General features: G+C 64.8%; 17 protein-coding genes. 6 read left to right on the forward strand and 11 right to left on the reverse strand.

The window, feature by feature from the left end; all coding sequences use genetic code 11:
• Positions 1-47: 47 nt before the first annotated feature.
• From IVB54_RS07285 to IVB54_RS07300, 4 genes are all read right to left on the reverse strand, one after another.
• Positions 48-944: a carbohydrate ABC transporter permease gene (locus tag IVB54_RS07285; protein WP_018453844.1), complete on the reverse strand. Its 897-nt coding sequence runs from the start codon at positions 942-944 to the stop codon at positions 48-50.
• Entirely contained in the window at positions 937-1,893 is a 957-nt protein-coding gene (locus IVB54_RS07290) for a sugar ABC transporter permease (RefSeq protein ID WP_018453845.1), read from the reverse strand. The genes IVB54_RS07285 and IVB54_RS07290 overlap by 8 nt, the downstream gene beginning before the upstream one ends.
• 167 nt (positions 1,894-2,060) lie before the next feature.
• Positions 2,061-3,404, reverse strand: a complete 1,344-nt coding sequence (locus IVB54_RS07295; RefSeq protein WP_018453846.1) for an extracellular solute-binding protein — start codon at positions 3,402-3,404, stop codon at positions 2,061-2,063.
• Between the two features lie 88 nt (positions 3,405-3,492).
• Positions 3,493-4,536 (reverse strand): C-terminal binding protein, encoded by a 1,044-nt coding sequence (locus tag IVB54_RS07300; protein ID WP_026232607.1) that lies wholly within the window; start codon positions 4,534-4,536, stop codon positions 3,493-3,495.
• A 350-nt stretch (positions 4,537-4,886) separates the two neighbouring features.
• Between IVB54_RS07300 and IVB54_RS07305 the strand changes: the two genes are divergently transcribed.
• The gene (locus tag IVB54_RS07305; protein ID WP_247777116.1) at positions 4,887-6,473 is read left to right on the forward strand and encodes a methyl-accepting chemotaxis protein; all 1,587 of its coding nucleotides are present in this window, start codon (positions 4,887-4,889) and stop codon (positions 6,471-6,473) included.
• Positions 6,474-6,629: 156 nt separating this feature from the next.
• Here the strand turns inward: IVB54_RS07305 and IVB54_RS07310 are convergent, their stop codons facing one another.
• The gene (locus IVB54_RS07310; protein ID WP_018453849.1) at positions 6,630-7,607 is read right to left on the reverse strand and encodes a tripartite tricarboxylate transporter substrate binding protein; all 978 of its coding nucleotides are present in this window, start codon (positions 7,605-7,607) and stop codon (positions 6,630-6,632) included.
• Between the two features lie 97 nt (positions 7,608-7,704).
• Positions 7,705-8,640 carry a DMT family transporter gene (locus tag IVB54_RS07315; protein WP_007614154.1) on the reverse strand — a complete coding sequence of 312 codons (936 nt, stop codon included), beginning with the start codon at positions 8,638-8,640 and terminating at the stop codon, positions 7,705-7,707.
• A gap of 105 nt (positions 8,641-8,745) precedes the next feature.
• Between IVB54_RS07315 and IVB54_RS07320 the strand changes: the two genes are divergently transcribed.
• On the forward strand, positions 8,746-9,135 hold the full coding sequence (locus IVB54_RS07320; protein WP_018453850.1) for a hypothetical protein: 390 nt from the start codon (positions 8,746-8,748) through the stop codon (positions 9,133-9,135).
• 17 nt (positions 9,136-9,152) lie between these two features.
• On the opposite strand, the gene IVB54_RS07325 is transcribed toward IVB54_RS07320, so the two are convergent.
• On the reverse strand, positions 9,153-9,758 hold the full coding sequence (locus IVB54_RS07325; RefSeq protein WP_018453851.1) for a TetR/AcrR family transcriptional regulator: 606 nt from the start codon (positions 9,756-9,758) through the stop codon (positions 9,153-9,155).
• A gap of 73 nt (positions 9,759-9,831) precedes the next feature.
• On the opposite strand from IVB54_RS07325, the gene IVB54_RS07330 reads away from it, so the two are divergent.
• Positions 9,832-10,236 (forward strand): hypothetical protein, encoded by a 405-nt coding sequence (locus tag IVB54_RS07330; RefSeq protein ID WP_018453852.1) that lies wholly within the window; start codon positions 9,832-9,834, stop codon positions 10,234-10,236.
• A gap of 86 nt (positions 10,237-10,322) precedes the next feature.
• Positions 10,323-10,727, forward strand: a complete 405-nt coding sequence (locus IVB54_RS07335) for a VOC family protein (protein ID WP_018453853.1) — start codon at positions 10,323-10,325, stop codon at positions 10,725-10,727.
• Between the two features lie 28 nt (positions 10,728-10,755).
• Here the strand turns inward: IVB54_RS07335 and IVB54_RS07340 are convergent, their stop codons facing one another.
• A complete protein-coding gene (locus tag IVB54_RS07340; RefSeq protein WP_247777117.1) occupies positions 10,756-11,688 on the reverse strand; it encodes a DMT family transporter in 933 nt (310 codons plus the stop codon).
• A 368-nt stretch (positions 11,689-12,056) separates the two neighbouring features.
• Between IVB54_RS07340 and IVB54_RS07345 the strand changes: the two genes are divergently transcribed.
• Together IVB54_RS07345 and IVB54_RS07350 are read left to right on the forward strand one after the other, a co-directional pair.
• Complete coding sequence (locus IVB54_RS07345) at positions 12,057-13,349, forward strand: adenylosuccinate synthase (protein WP_018453855.1); 1,293 nt, start codon at positions 12,057-12,059, stop codon at positions 13,347-13,349.
• 37 nt (positions 13,350-13,386) lie between these two features.
• Positions 13,387-15,012: a hypothetical protein gene (locus IVB54_RS07350; protein ID WP_018453856.1), complete on the forward strand. Its 1,626-nt coding sequence runs from the start codon at positions 13,387-13,389 to the stop codon at positions 15,010-15,012.
• Positions 15,013-15,168: 156 nt separating this feature from the next.
• On the opposite strand, the gene IVB54_RS07355 is transcribed toward IVB54_RS07350, so the two are convergent.
• The 3 genes from IVB54_RS07355 to IVB54_RS07365 form a co-directional block, all read right to left on the reverse strand.
• Positions 15,169-15,444 carry a hypothetical protein gene (locus IVB54_RS07355; protein ID WP_051112961.1) on the reverse strand — a complete coding sequence of 92 codons (276 nt, stop codon included), beginning with the start codon at positions 15,442-15,444 and terminating at the stop codon, positions 15,169-15,171.
• 260 nt (positions 15,445-15,704) lie between these two features.
• Positions 15,705-15,932, reverse strand: a complete 228-nt coding sequence (locus IVB54_RS07360; RefSeq protein WP_018453858.1) for a hypothetical protein — start codon at positions 15,930-15,932, stop codon at positions 15,705-15,707.
• Between the two features lie 37 nt (positions 15,933-15,969).
• Positions 15,970-16,215 (reverse strand): cysteine rich repeat-containing protein, encoded by a 246-nt coding sequence (locus tag IVB54_RS07365; RefSeq protein WP_026232611.1) that lies wholly within the window; start codon positions 16,213-16,215, stop codon positions 15,970-15,972.
• Positions 16,216-16,241 lie beyond the last annotated feature (26 nt).

Raw genomic sequence — 16,241 nt, forward strand, 5'->3', positions numbered from 1 at the left:
CGCGCATTGCAGTTTTGTGAAACCGGGCCAAACGCCGCAGCCGACAGCTACTCCTTGACCGCGCCCGTCAGCGACGACACGTAGTAATCGACGAACAGCGAGTAGAAGATCGCAACCGGCAGCGAGCCGAGCAGCGAGCCCGCCATCAGCGCGCCCCACTGATAGACGTCGCCGGTGACGAGCTCGGTCAGGATCGCGACCGGCACCGTCTTGTTGGCGCCGCTCTGGATAAAGGCGAGCGCGTAGATGAACTCGTTCCAGGACAGCGTGAAGGAGAAGATGCCGGCCGAGATCAGGCCGGGCACCGCCAGCGGCAGCGTGATCCGCCGCAGGATCTGGAGCCTGGTGGCACCGTCCACCAGCGCGCATTCCTCGAGCTCGTAGGGGATCGACTTGAAATAGCCGATCAGGAGCCAGGTGCAGAACGGCACCAGGAAGGTCGGGTAGACCAGGATCAACGCAAGCGGGCTGTCGAACAGGCCGAACTGCACGACCACGGTCGCGAGCGGAATGAACAGGATCGACGGCGGCACGAGATAGGCCATGTAAATGCCGAGGCCGACATAGGGACTGCCGCGGAAGCGCAGGCGCTCGATCGCATAGGCGGCCAGCGTGCTCGCGATCAGCGACAGCGTAGTCGCCCCGACCGCGACCAGCATCGTCGTCCACAGCCAGCGCGGATAGGCGGTGTCGAACAACAGGTGCTTGATGTGGGCCAGCGTCGGCGAGGAGATCCAGAAAGGGTTGTGCTCCTTGTAGTTCATCAGCTCTGCGTTCGGCTTGAAAGACGTGATCGTCATCCAGTAGAACGGAAATAGGAGGATCAGCACGAAGCAGCCGAGCGGCAGATAGATCATCATCAGCCGCCGCAGCCCGGAATCCCAGGCCATGGTGTCCGGCGGCGTGGTGGCGACGGCGGCCGGCTCGGCGGCGGTATCAGTCATTGCTCTCTCCCTGCTGCCATTTGCGGCGCGCCAGGCCGAAATAAGAGAACAGCGTTGCGAACACGAGGAACGGGATCATCGACACCGCAATCGCCGCGCCCTCGCCGAGCTCGCCGCCCGCAATGCCGCGCTGGAAGGCCAGCGTTGCCAGCAAATGGGTTGAGTTGCCGGGGCCGCCCCGGGTGATGGCGTAGACCAGCTGGAAATCGGTGAAGGTGAAGATGATCGAGAAGGTCATGACGATCGCGAGGATCGGCATCATCATCGGGAAGGTGATGTAGCGGAACCGCTGCCAGGCGCTGGCGCCATCGAGCATCGCGGCTTCGTAGAGCGAGGGCGAAATGGTCTGCAGGCCCGCCAGCAGCGAGATCGCGACGAAGGGAATGCCGCGCCAGATATTGGCGGCGATCAGCGAGAAGCGCGCCGGCCAGGGCGAGCCGAGGAAGTCGATATTGGTGGTGCGCCAGTGCAGCACGTCGACCAGAAGGTAGGAGATGATCGAGAACTGCGGATCGTAGATCCACCAGAACGCCAGCGCCGAGAGCACCGTCGGCACGATCCAGGGCATCAGGATGATCGCACGCAACAGGCTCTTGAACGGAAAATGGTTGTTGAGCAGCAGTGCGAGCCAGAAGCCGAGCGCGAACTTTCCAAAGGTCGCGATCCCCGTGTAGACCACGCTGTAGAACACCGCGTTCCACCACAGGGAATCGGTGAGCAGATACTGGAAATTCTCGAAGCCGACGAAGACGCCTTTTCTGCCGATCGTCGTGTCGGTGAAGGCGAGCCAGATGCCGAGGCCGAGCGGATAGGTCAGGAACACCGTGAGCAGCCCGATCGCAGGTGCGAGGCACATCACGATCAGGAACGGCTTGTAGTCGAACAGGCGCACCAGCCAGGAGGGTTGCCGGTGCACGAGGGCAGGAGAAGAGAGTGTGGTCACGGACATCGGTTTGTTGTCCCGTCTCTGAAAGTCACCAGGCCCGTCACTGCGAGGAGCCCGTAACAAAATTGCGAAGCAATTTTGCACTGGGGCGACGAAGCAATCCAGGCTGTAACTGGGAAGACAGGCTGGATTGCTTCGCTTCGCTCGCGATGACGCGCTTTTGGCCAGCGCTACTTCTGCCGCCGGAAGTACCGCTTGCAGCGCTGCTCGGCTTCCGCGGCTGCGGCTTCCGGCGTGGCAGCGCCGGTCGCGACGGATGCGAACATCTGAATCAGCACGTAGTCGGCGCTGACGGCACCGGTCGCGGTCGAGATCGGGCCAGCATAGCCGTCATAGTAGATGGTGTTCATGGTGTCCTTGAAGATCTTGATCTTGGGATCTTCGCTCCAGACCTTGGCCTCCGCGTAAGCCGCGAGCGGCTGGGCCCAGTAGCCGGAATTGGCGTTGAGCCACGGCTCGTACTGGTCCTTTTCCAGCATGTATTGCAGGAAGGCCTTTGCGGCGTTGGGGTACTGGCTGTGCTTGAACAGCATGGCGTTTAGCGTCAGGCCCGCCATCGGCGAGACCTTGGCGACACCCTTCGGCAGCAGTTGATGTTCGCTGTCGTCGGCGATCGCCTTGGTCGCCGGATCGTTCTTCAGTGAAAAATACAGCGAGACGCCGTTGGCGGTCAGCGAGATCTCCTGCGCGGCGTAGGCGCGGTTGTTGCTGACGTCGTTCCATGACGTCGTGCCGGCGATGAAGGTCGGATAGAGCTGTTTGACCCAGTTCAGTGCGGCGATCGTCTCCTTGCTGTTGATGACGACGTTCCCCTCTTCGTCGAGCAGCGCCGCGTTGTGCGACCACAGCGCCCAGTTCGCAAAACCGTTGCCGTCGCCCTTGGCGTTGCCGAGCGCCAAGCCGGCCGGCTTGCCGGCCTTCTGAAGCTTCTGGCAGAGATCGAGGATTCCGGCATGGTCTTCCGGCACCTTGTCGAAGCCGACCGATCGCAGGATCGACTTGCGGTAGATCAGCGGACCCGCGGTCGCGCCGAACGGCAGTCCGATCCAGGCGTCGCTCTTGTTCTTCTTGCCGTAGCGCTGCGCCAGCGGCAGCCAGCCGCCGTACCGCTTGCCGACATAGTCGGCGACGTCGGTCAGCTCGATCAGCTTGTCGATATAGATGTGCGGCGCATCGGAGAAGCCGATGATAATATCGGGGCCGGCACCGGAATTCGCGGTCACCGCGGTCTGCTGGTTGATGTCCTCCCAGCCGACGAAGTCGACCTTGACCTCGACCCCGGTCTCCTTGGTGAATTTGGCCGCATTGGCGCGGAACACGTCCTCGTCGGCCTGGACGAAACGTACCGGTCGCAGCATGCGCAGGGATGCGCCTTTCTCGATCGGCAGTTTCGGTGTGGGGACGTCCGCGGCCTTGATCGCGGATTGCGCATTTGCCGGAGCACCGGTTGCCGCGATTGCCGCAGCGGACAGGCCCAGCGCCAAGGCATCACGACGCGTGATGTCGTTCCTCATCGGTTCCTCCCTATATGTTTCCCTTCCCGGCGTTGATCGCCGGTGAAGGGTCTTTCCGGTTGCCGGCGCGCCTTCGCGGCCGTCCCGTCTAGCTGTTCGGGCCGCGGTCCATGCTGACAGGCTGCCAGCGGCGGAGCGCGGTGTCTTGCAGCACCGACGGATTGACGCAGCTTACCGGCCACATGCCCTGAAGCACCAGTGACAATTCGTAGCCCACCCGGCGCTTGCGCGCCTCGTCAAACCGTGCCGAGGCGGAGGCGACGTGGGCGGTCAGGGTGACATTGTCCATGCCGAGCAGCGGATTGTTGTGCGAGGGCGGCTCCTTCTCCAGCACGTCGAGGGCGGCATGGGCGATCCAGCCCTCCTGAAGCGCCTTGATCAGGCTTTCCTCGTCCACGGTGGCGCCGCGACCCGTGTTGATGAAGACGGACCCCTTCTTCATCTGCCGGAAGTGCTTCTCGGTGAGCATGTGATGCACCTCGGGCCGGGCGGGGGCGTGCATCGAGACGAAGTCGGATTGCGACAACACCTCGTTCAGCGTCGCCGGAATCACGCCGTGGTCGGACATCAGCGTTTCCTGGATGAAGGGATCGTAGGCCATCATCCGCAGGCCGAAGGGAGCTGCGCGTTTCGCAACCGCACGCGCCACGCGGCCGAACGAGATGAAGCCGAGCGTCTGGCCCATCAGCCGCGGTATCTTCGACAACGCCGGCCGGCCCTCGGCCCAGCGGCCGCTACGCACCATCCGGTCCTGCTCGACCAGCCGGCGGAAGCCAGCGAGCAGCAGCATCATGGCATGGTCGGCGACCTCCTCGATGAAGGTGTCGGGGATGTTGGTGACGGGAATGCCGCGCGCGGTCGCGGCCTTGATGTCGACGCTGTCGACGCCGACCGAGCCCAGCGTGATGACCTTGCAGCTCTCCAGCGCGTCGATGATGGTCTTGGTGATCGGGATGCCCTTGGCGTAGATGGCGTCCGCTGTCTTCGCGGCGGCGATGAACCCGGCCTCGTCGGCCGGCGCCTCGACGATCTCGGCGTCGATCGGATCGAGCGCCTCGCGCTCGTAGGAATAATCGCTGCTCGCGACCGTGAAGCTCGCGCCCTTCGGCGTCACCACCCTGTATCTCGGCATGTCCTGCTCCCGATTTGGTTTCTTGTTGTGACCCATGCTTTGCGCGGGCCTTTGCGTCTATTACGCGAAATCGAGGAGGTCGCGTACAATTCCCGGTTGTCATTGAGGCGATTTATACGACTGGTTCGACGTCTTCTCCGGGCTTCTACGGGGCGCCCCGTAACAGCTTGCTAAGGGGTCACCCCCTAAAGGTTAATTTGATTTCGATCGATTCACTCGCGCGTCCTTATCCCTGTGTTGCCGGAGCATCCCGTGAAATTAAGCAATATGAAGATCGCCCCAAGCTCGGCATCCTCGTCGGCGTCACCTTGTTCGGACTGTGCATTTCCGGGATCCTCGCCGGATACCTGATGAAGCAGGAGATGGTGAACGCGCGCATCGATCAGGCCAAGGCGATCGTGGAGATGGGGCGCAACTACGCCGCTGCCCTCAAGAAGCGGGTCGACGCCGGCGAGCTGACGAAGGATGCGGCGATGGCCGAGATTCGTCGCTACGGCAATGCAATGACGTATGACAACGGTGCGGGCTATTTGTTCGGCACGTCCTATGACGGCATCACCCAGCTCGCGCCCGATCCGAAGCAGATCGGCAGCAACCGCATGGATGTCGTGACCAACGGCCGCAAGCTGTCTGCCGAGTTGATGGACGGGGTCAAGGCCAATGGTTCGATCCTGCTGTATTATGAATATGTGAAGCCCGGCCAGGAGAAGCCGATCCGCAAGCTCGGCTACGCGGTCGCGGTCCCCGGCTTCGACATGTATCTCGGCACCGGCGCCTATCTCGATGATATCGACGCCAAGATGGGTCCGGTCTACTGGCTGCTCGGCTTGGCCATGCTCGGTATCGTCATCGTCGCCGGCAGCGTTGCCTGGCTGATCGGTCGCAGCATCAGCCGCCCGCTCGCCCTGCTCGGAGCCCGCATGAAGGATCTCGCCGAGGGCAAGCTCGACGGCGACATTCCGGGCGTCGGCCGTGGTGACGAGGTCGGCGCAATGGCGTCGACCGTCCAGATCGTCAAGGACAACGCTGTCCGCATCCGCGACATCGAGAAGAGCGAAGCCGATGCCAAGGATCGCGCAGCGGCGGAACGTCGCAGCGTGATGGAGGGCATCGCCAGCGACTTCGAACGCAGCGTCAATGGTATCGTCCGCTCGGTCTCCTCGGCTGCGACGGGCATGCAAGCCACTGCGCAATCGATGACCGCGACCGCCGGCGACGCCTCGTCGCGTGCGGCGACGGTCGGCGCGGCCTCGCAGAGAGCGTCGGGCAATGTCGGCACGGTTGCCGCGGCTGCCGAAGAGCTGTCGAGCTCGGTTGCGGAGATCTCGCGCCAGGTCACCCGCTCGACCGAAGTGGCGAGCCGCGCTGTCAACGACGCCGAGCGCACCAATGCCACGGTGCAGGAACTCTCCACCGGCGCCGAGAAGACCGGCGAGGTGGTCAAGCTGATCCACTCGATCGCGGCACAGACCAATCTGCTCGCCCTCAACGCCACCATCGAAGCGGCGCGTGCCGGTGAATCCGGCCGCGGCTTCGCCGTCGTCGCTTCCGAAGTCAAGGCGCTGGCCAACCAGACCGCCAAGGCCACCGAGGAAATCTCCGCCCAGGTCGCGGCGATGCAGACATCGACCAGCGATGCGGTCGCCGCCATCGGCGGCATCACTCAGACCATCGCCGAGATGAGCGAGATCACCGCGGGCATTTCCGCGTCGATCGAGCAGCAAGGCGAGGCGACCCGCGAGATCGCCCGCAACATTCAGTCGGTCGCGGCCGGATCGAACGAGATCAACGCCAATATCGGCAGCGTCACCTCGGCCGCGGAAGCGACCGGCACGGCGGCAAGCGACGTGCTCACCAACGCTCGCGAGCTCGACAGCCAGTCCGGCGCGCTGCGCAGCGCAGTCGACGGCTTCCTCGCCAAGGTGCGCGCGGCGTAGGTCGCCACACCAAAGCGACGCCATCTCCTCTATCGTCATGCCCGGGCTTGTCCCGGGCATCCACGTTCTTGGACACCGGACGCTTTGATCGACGTGGATGGCCGGGACAAGCCCGGCCATGACGGAGAATGCCGAGCGCGCGGCTTTCGCGAGCCCCTACTGCTTCTCGATCCCTGCCTCGCGGATCAGCTTCTCCCACAACACCAGCTGTTCGTTCACGAACGTGCCGAGCTGCTCGGGCGTGCCCGAAAACGCGTCCATGCCGAGGGTGGCGAGCTGGGCCTTGATCTCCGGCTTCTCGACGATCTTCCGGATCTCGGCGTTGAGTCGCGTCACGATCTCCTTGGGCATGCCGGCGGGGCCAAAATAGCCCTGCCACGACGAGATGTCGAAGTCCGGCACGCCGGCCTCCTGCATCGAGGGCAGGTTCGGCACCAGCGACGAGCGGTCCTTCGTCGTGACGGCGAGCGCGCGTAGCGCGTTGCCCTGGACATGCGGCAGGCCGGTCAGGATGTCCACGAACATCATCGAGACGCGGCCGCCCATGACGTCGTTGAGCGCCGGCGGCGAGCTCTTGTAGGGCACGTGCAGGAGGTCGAGCCCGGCATTGTGTGCAAAGGTCGCCCCCGACACGATCGCCGAGGACGAGCCCGAGGCGTAGCTCAGCTTGCCCGGATTGGCCTTGCCGTAGGCGATGAGCTCGCCGACGGTCTTGGCCGGCACCTCCGGGTGGATCACCAGCATGAAGGGCAGGTCGCCGGTGCGCGCGATCGGGGTGAAGTCCTTGACCGGATCGTAGGTCAGGCTTTTGAGCAGATAGGGATTGGCCGAATGCGTGGTGTTGGTGGTCACCAGCAGCGTGTAGCCGTCGGGCGCGGCGCGCGCGACATAGGTGGCGGCGATCATGCCGTTGGCGCCCGCCTTGTTCTCGATGACGATGCCGACGCCGAGGGCCTGCGACAAATGCTGCGAGATCAGCCGCGTCGTGGTGTCGGTGCCGCTGCCGGCGGCGAACGGCAGCACCAGCGTGATGTTGCGGCTCGGATAATTGTCGGCCTGCGCAGCGGACGCGGCGGCGAGACAAAGGGCGCCCGTGCCGATGGCACGCAGGTTTCGGATCAACGCTGAAAGCATGTCTGGTCGTTCCCTCTTTTTTGGTTGGCGGGGAACCTAGCGTCTCCTCGTCGAAATCGGAAGGCGCGAGTTTGTCGCCTCGTCTCGCGTCGCGGAATTACTTCACCGCAGAACCCTGGCGCGAGGCGATCACGACGCCGGCGAGCACCAGCAGGTAGCCGATCAGGTGGAAGGGCTGAATCTTTTCGCCGAGCAGCAGGATCGCCATCGCCGAGCCGAACACCGGCACCAGATGGAAGAACGGCGCGGCGCGGTTCGGGCCGATCAGCGCCACGCCCCGGTTGAAGAAGAGATAGGCCAGCGTCGAGGGAAAGATCAGGATGTAGCCCAGCGTCGCTAGCGTCACCCCGTCGAGTTGCAGGACGCGACCACTCCAGGCCTCCCAGATCGCGGTCGGCAGCAGCATCGTCGCGCCGCAGCAGGTGGTGAAGGAGAGAAAGGAGAGCTGGTGGATCTTGGGCCGCCGCGGGATGAAGGCAGAGTAGATCCCGAACGCCACCAGCGAGGAGGCGAACATGATGTCGCCCCTGTTGAAGCTGATGCTCGCGAGCGCGGCGAGATCGCCGCGCAGGATGATGATCAGCACGCCGAGAAGCGAGATCCCGATGCCGGCGAGCTGCGCACCGGTCAGCCGCACGCCGAACAGCACCAGCGACCACAGCGCCACGAACAACGGTCCGGCCGACTGGATCAGCAGCGCGTTCAGCGCTTCCGTGTACTGCATCGCCCAGTACGAGATCGCGTTGTTGAAGGCAAAGCCCACCAGCGACAGGAACAGCATCAGCGGCAGGCTCTTGCGCAGATTCGGCCAGTCGCGCTTCAGATGCGGCCAGGCGAAGGGCAGGAGGATCAGGAACACGCCGAACCAGCGGATCGTGGTCACCGTCAGCGGCGGCACATGCGCGCCGACGTGGCGCGCGAGCACGATGTTGCCGGCCCAGAACAGCGAGCTCAGGCTGAGCAGCAGATAAGGCTGGTTGTTGAGCCAACTGGCCGGATTGGAGGCCGGTGGCGCGGGCGAAGCGATCGTCATTGGCGTTGCATACGAGCTTGCGCCGGATTTGCGTCGTGACACAAGTCATGCGACCGCAATGCTACAATGCAGGCATGACCAGAGGAGGCGGCATTGGCGGTTAATATGTTGAACATCGATGGCCTTGATCGGCTCGATCGGCATGCACCGGTGGTGATGTTGAACCTGATGCGCTTCCACGCGCACTCCGGCGACGGCGACGGTTCCGGCTGGGACGCCTATCTGCGCTACAGTGCGGTCACAGTGCCGATGATCAAGGCACGCGGCGGCACGCTGCTCTGGACCGGCGAGGCCAGGGCCGTCGCGCTCGGCCCGCAGCAGGGCAACGACTGGGATTTCGCGGCGCTGGTCTATTATCCCACCGTCACGGCTTTCATCGACATGATGACCTCGAAGGCCTACGAGACGGAGGCTGATCCGCACCGCGTCAACGCCTGCGCCGAGCACGTCATCATTGCGACCAGCGAAGCGTACAGCAAGTTCAAGATGAAGTAGCGCCGCCTGCTGCCGGCTTACTTCAGCCCGTCCACAGCCGCGTGGCACGCCGTCTGCAGCAAGCGACAGACCTCCTCCGTCGACCGCTGCCGGCTCAGCGCTGCAAACGTCGGATAACTCGTCAGCACGAAGATCAAATCAACCGTGTCCCGCATGGCGCGCTTTGCCGCGTGCTTGCCCACGATCCGCGACAGCAGCGCGGTCAGCAATTCGCGCCGTCGCTCGTTACGCTCGATCAGCGCCTCGCCGAATTCCGGATCGGTCGCGATGGCCTGGTTGAGCCCGCCGATGGCGGGATCGCGCCCCCAGAACGTACAGAAGATTTCGATGACGCGGTCGAGCGCGGCGCGCGGATCCGCCATCGTCATCACCTCGGCCAGTTCGAACAGTCCGCCCTGGTGCGCGATGTCGTCGAACACGGCCTCCAGCAATCCCCGCCGCGATCCGAACTGGTTGTAGACGGTCAATCGCGTGACGCCGGCCGCCTTGGCGACCACGTCGAGGGAGAAGTTCGCAATGCTCGCGTCCTCGCGTAGGAGTCGCGCGCCGGCCGCGATGATGCGCTCGCGCGTCGCCGCCGCCGCGGAAGCCCGCGCGGAGCTCACATAATTGCGCTTCGGCATCGCCTTGCCATTCTGTTGACGTATTGACTATACATGTAGTATATCTAATTTAGAAGCCGGTTCGGAGCTTGCCATGCAAACTGCCCTCGTGATCGCCTTGTCACTTCATGTGTTGTCGTCCGTGTTCTGGGCGGGATCAAGCTTTGCGCTGGCCCGCATCGGCGGAGTTGCCGGTGAGCAGCTGGTCTTTCCACAACTCGGCGCGGCGACGATTGCCATCCTGACCGGCGGCTATCTCGGCCATCTCGTTCATTCCCACAGCTTCGGCACGACCGAGCAGGTGCTCGCCGTCGGTGCTGTCTGTGCACTGATCGCGGCCGCTATTCAGGCTGTCATCGGTCCTCGTGCGCTCGCGGCCTTGCGTCGCGGCACCGGCAAGCCGGAGGACCTCCGTGCACGTATCGCCGCCGCCCAACGTGCGGCGGCCGGCCTGCTGGGCATGGCCGCGCTCTGCATGGGCGCCGCGCGCTACATTTGAATGCAGTCCAGGGAGGAGTGTTGAGAGCTCTCTGTTCCCAATGTCAGACCATAGCGCGGCTTCCAGCCGCTTTCGAAGGAAAAGCAATGTCCAAGATGATTCTGGTCAACCTGCCGGTACGCGATCTCGCCGCATCGACAGCGTTCTACGTAGCCTTGGGTGGCGCGGTGAATCCTCAATTCTCCGGAGCAAATTCGACGTCGCTCATGTTCACGGACGCGATCGGCGTGATGCTGCTGACCCACGACCGGTATCGTGAATTCACCAGCCGCGAGATCGGCGACGCGCGGCGCCACAGCCAGGCTATGTTCGCTCTCACGGTCGACGACCGCGATGCCGTCGATGCAACGCTGGCGCGCGCGGTGGCTGCGGGCGGTCGCGCCGATCCCAATCCGGCGCAGGATCTCGGCTTCATGTACAACCGACACATTGAAGACCCCGATGGCTATGTTTGGGAGATGGTGTGGATGAACCCGTCGACAAACGCTTGATCGCAGCCGATCGAACCGGGCCCCAAGCCTAGCTCGCCTGCTTCCGTGACGCCACGAACACGCCGGCCAGCACCAGCGCGAAGCCGATGAAGTGGAACGCCTGCGGGTGCTCGCCCAGAAACGCCATTGCCATGATCGAGCCGAACACCGGCACGACATGGAAGAACGGCGCGGCGCGGTTGGCGCCGATCAGGCGGACACCGCGATTGAAGCAGAGATAGGCGAGCGTCGAGGGGAATACCGCGACATAGAAGAGGGTCAGGAGGTTCGGCCCGTCGAGCTTCATCCCGGGACGCGCGGACAACTCCCAGATCTCCAGCGGAATGAGACAGGCAGCACCGCAGCCGAACGTGAAGGCGAGGAACGACAGGCCGTGCATCGGCGGCCGCTTCAAGGTCAGCACCGAATAGAGCGCGAAGATGATCAGCGCGACGACAAAGATGAGGTCGCCCTTGTTGAAGTCGATGTTCGACAGCGTGGTGAAGTCGCCATGCAGCAGGATGATCAGCACGCCGCACATCGACAGCAGCACGCCGAAGGCCTGCGCTACGGTGAGGCGGACGCCGAGGATGGCGAGCGACCACAGCGCCACGACCAGCGGCGCGGCGGATTGCAAGAGGAGAGTGTTGAGCGCCTGCGTATGCTCCAGCGCCCAATATTGCAGCGTGTTGAAGGCGCCGATGCCGGTGATCGAGAGCGTGACCATCAGGCCGAGCTTGCCGTGGATCGCGGGCCAGTCCTGCGCAAGGTGTTTCCAGGCGAACGGCAGCACCAGCAGGAAGGCGAAGAACCAGCGCAGGAACGACAGCGTCACCGGCGGGATGTGACCGGCGGCGAGCCGGCCGACGATGGCATTGCCCGCCCAGCACAGCGCGGTGATGCTGAGCAGCAGATAGGGCTGGTTGGCGATCCAGTTGTGGCCGGACGTGGCGGCGCCGGTGGTCTCGTCGGTGGCGGACATTGGATTGTTGTGGCCCCCCGCGTCATGCGCCAAGCCTCCAGCCCGGTGGCACCCGGGCCGGTTCAAACCCGGCCCCGTTCAAAGACACGGAAATCGAGGTTGCATCAACGGGGGCCGGATGCATCGCGACCATGCAGCGGCGGAAGCAGCCTCTCACGCTTTGGTCGAAGCATTGCACCCGCCGCGAAGGTTTCTGGATTTTCAGGGGATATCAAAGGCTTGGAGTGCGCTCGCGGCCTCGAAAAAGTCCCGTTCTTGCTTGCCTAGAGAGGCTGCATCCTTTATCCGGTTGGCTGCCTCGCGTTCGAGCGGCCCCGGCCGTGATTGGGCTGGGCGCATCTGACAGATTGCATAGGGATTACCCGCGAATGGCCAATGTTGTCGTCGTCGGCGCCCAGTGGGGCGACGAAGGAAAGGGCAAGATCGTCGACTGGTTGTCGGAGCAGGCGGACATCGTCGTCCGTTTCCAGGGCGGCCATAACGCCGGCCACACGCTGGTGATCAACGGCAAGACCTACAAGCTGGCGCTGCTGCCCTCGGGCGTGCTGCGCGAGCAGAAGCTGTCGGTGATCGGCAACGGCGTCGTGTTCGATCCCGCCGCCTTCCTCGACGAGGTCACCAAGCTGCGGTCGCAGGGCGTCGCGGTCGGCCCGGACAATCTGCGGGTCGCCGAGAACGTCACCCTGATCCTGCCGCTGCACCGCGAACTCGACGCGCATCGCGAATCCGCCAATGCGGCGACCGCGATCGGCACCACCCGCCGTGGCATTGGCCCGGCCTACGAGGATAAGGTCGGCCGCCGCGCCATCCGCCTGATGGACCTCGCCGATCTCGACACCCTGCCGCACAAGATCGACCGGCTGCTGGCGCATCACAACGCATTGCGCCGCGGCCTCGGCCTGCCGGAGTTCGACGGCAAGGAGATCGTGAAGGAATTGACCGCGCTCGCGCCGCAGCTCCTGCCCTATGCCGAGACGGTGTGGCGGCTGCTCGACATCAAGCGGCGCGAGGGCAAGCGCATGTTGTTCGAAGGCGCGCAAGGCGCCCTGCTCGACGTCGATCACGGCACCTACCCTTACGTCACCTCGTCCAACACGGTGGCGGCGCAGGCGGCGACCGGCTCGGGCCTCGGCCCCGCCGCGGTCGGCTATGTGCTCGGCCTCTGCAAGGCCTATACGACCCGCGTCGGCCAGGGCCCATTCCCGACCGAGCAGGACAACGAGACCGGCCGCAAGATCGGCGAGCGCGGCCGCGAGTTCGGCACCAATACCGGGCGGCCCCGCCGTTGCGGCTGGTTCGATGCGGTTCTGGTTCGCCAGGCGGTCCGGACCTGCGGCATCAACGGTCTGGCGCTGACCAAGCTCGACATCCTCGACGGCTTCGATTCGATCGAGGTCTGCACCGGCTACAGGCTGGACGGCAAGGAGATCGATCATTTCCCGGCGGGCGAAGGCGCCCAGGCCCGGGTCGAGCCGATCTACGAGACCATCGAGGGCTGGAAGGAGCCGACCGCCAATGCGCGGTCCTGGGCCCAGCTGCCGGCCCAGGCGATCAAATATGTCCGCCGGATCGAGGAATTGGTGGGGTGCCCGGTGGCGCTGCTTTCCACCAGCCCCGAACGCGAGGATACTATCCTGGTACAAAATCCGTTTGAGGCTTAACGATCTCTTACCGGGACGCGCGTATAATTGAGTAGAAATGGCTGATTACTACCCGCTGATCGCCCGCGCTATTGCCGCCCTGGACCCCAACGCTCCCGGCGAGAGCCGTCGCGCGCTCTATGAGCGGGCGCGCACGGCGCTGATCGCGCAGCTCCGCAGCGTGCAGCCGCCGCTCTCGGAATCCGAGATCACCCGCGAGCGCCTCTCGCTGGAAGAGGCCGTCCGCAAGGTCGAATCAGAGGCGGCCCAGCGTGCCCGCGAGGCCTCGCGCCCCGCTGGCGGCGCCCGCAGCAGCGGCAGCGGCGACGCCTTCCGCCGCGCCAGCACCCGCGCCACCGAGGGCAACTCGCCCGCGCCGCAAACGGCTGCCCCGCCGCGCACCCGTCCGGCTCCGCCGCCGCCGCGGGCTGACCGGCCCTCCTTCAATGTCGATGACCAGGGCGACGCCCCGCGTGCGCCGCGGGCCCCGCGTTTCGACGCGCCGCGGCAGCCGGGTCCGCCGGCCCCGTCGTCGATGCCGGAGCCTCCGCCGGTCGGACGTGATCGCGCTGGTGGGCGCCGTCCGCCGGACATGGGACCGCCACCGCCGCTGCCGCCCGCACCGGGCGTGCGCGGCTTCCGCGACATCACGGCGGACGCCAACGAGCTCGGCGGCGCCGCCGCGCAGGCCAACCGCGCGGCGCGCCGCACCTACGCCAACGTGCCCTCGCCCTCGCCGGAATTCGACCGGCTCGAGCCGAGCCTGGAGAATCGCGGCGCCGGAGCCGACGCGCCGTATTCCTACGACGAATCGATCGAGGAAGCTGAGCGCTACGCGCCGCCGTCGCAGCCGCCGTCGCAACGTCCGCACATCCCCGTTCTCGACCGCGAACCCAAGAAGAAGCGCGCCCGCACCGGCCGCGCCTTTCCGTTCAAGAGCGCGATCGCCGTCGGCATCGTGCTGATCCTGGTCGGTGCCGGCATCCTGTGGGGCAAGCAGCTGGTCCAGACCGCGACCAACCTGTTGAAGTCTTCGCCGACGCAGGTGGTGGAGGCGCCCAAGGATTCGTCTCAGCCGCAGAGCAAGCCCAAGATTCCGGATCGCGTCGGCCAGCCCTCGGCCAGCGACCAGCCGGTCGCGCCGGTGGCGCAGAAAGTCGTGCTCTACGACGAGGATCCATCCGATCCGAAGGGCAAGCAATATGTCGGCTCGGTGGTGTGGCGGCTCGAGCCGATCAAGGCGTCGGGCAACCAGAAGGCCGACGTCGCCGTGCGCGCCGACATCGAGATTCCCGACCGCAAGTTCAAGATGACGATGTCGTTCCGCCGCAACACCGACTCCTCGCTGCCGGCGAGCCACACCGCGGAGCTGACCTTCGTCCTGCCGCCGGACTTTCCGGGCGGCGGCGTTTCCAACGTGCCGGGCATCCTGATGAAGTCGAACGAGCAGGCACGCGGCACGCCGCTCGCAGGCCTCGCGGTCAAGGTCACCGACGGCTTCTTCCTGGTCGGCCTCTCCAACGTCGATGCCGACCGCAGCCGCAACGTCCAGCTGCTGAAGGAGCGCTCCTGGTTCGACGTGCCCTTGGTCTACGCCAACCAGCGCCGCGCCATCATCGCCATCGAGAAGGGCGCTCCCGGCGAGCGCGCCTTCAACGACGCCTTCGCGCAGTGGGGCGACTAGATCTCTACTCCGTGAGACCTCGGCCTGCATGGTTCGAGACGCCAGCCTTGGCGGGCTCCTCACCATGAGGGTTTGATATCTCGCCGCGAAACGAGACCTCATCCTGAGGGCCCGCCCCTTGGGCGGGCCCTCAGGATGGCCGCAGATACGCTCTCTCTATTGCGCGGCTGCTTCCCGCTTGCGCGATCCTGTCGCGGCGGCGTGCTCGCGGTCCATCACGGCGCGACAGCCCGGGCTGACCTGAGCCTTCTTCTGCACCATGCAGGCCCTGATCCTGGGGATGTCGGGGATCTCACTGGAGCACAGCCGCATCGCATCGCCCGAGCACATCTGCTGCGCTTCGGACGAGAACGCGAAGCTTGGCGATGTCGGGATTGCGATGGCGGTGGTGGCGAGGGCGAAGAGAGTTGCGATCGTCTGATTGCGTGTCATGTAGAATGCGTCCCCGAGTTCCGTGGGCTTGAGCCACTTGGTTTTGGGGCGCCGCACGCGGCTTGACCTGCCGCATGTCTCAGCCATCACGCCGGGACCTCAATCCCGCATGTGGTTGCTCGATCTCTGGTGATGTTCGAATCGAAAAGTGCTGCGCCGCCCGAGCCAAGTATGCGCCATTGTTGCGCGACCGCAATGGCAGGCAAAAAGGAATTCGCAATTGTTGCGCGCACGTCACGCACAACGCGACTCGCGTGCGATCAGATCAACCGATCGGAGGATACGCTCGCTTGTTCCACATCGCTTGCGCCAAGCGCTGCATGCTCTTCGACCGCCGTAACGCCCTTTGCCGTGAGCTCGAACAGATCTCCGTCCTTCATCACATAACCGTCGGCGATCAGCTCGCCTATCTTGCCGTGCCGGTCGTCGGCAAAGGCGATGGATTGGCTGATGTCCCTGAGGATCGAGAGCTGTTCGTCGCGCAACATGGCTTCACTCTCCGTTCGCCGGGGATGGTTCCGGTCCTCACATGCCGTGGCTCTGAAAGACCTTGCTGCAAGACCGCGACAGTTTGGTCCGGTTGGCTTGCAGGCAGGCCTGCACCGCACCGTCATTGCCGAGGTCCTTGCGGCAGAAGCGCGAGGCGTCCCGCGAACAGGCCTGCTGCTCCTGCGGCGAACCCATATGGCCTTGTGCGAGAGCGGGCGCGTTCGACAGGCCGCTCACGGCCGTCAGTGCGATCGTCGCCAGGAAGAACAGTTTGCGGGACATCGGCGGCTCCAAATCTGAGAGGTGAA

It is taken from the genome of Bradyrhizobium sp. CW1, assembly GCF_023100665.1.
In the GTDB taxonomy this organism is placed as follows: Bacteria; Pseudomonadota; Alphaproteobacteria; order Rhizobiales; family Xanthobacteraceae; genus Bradyrhizobium; species Bradyrhizobium canariense_D.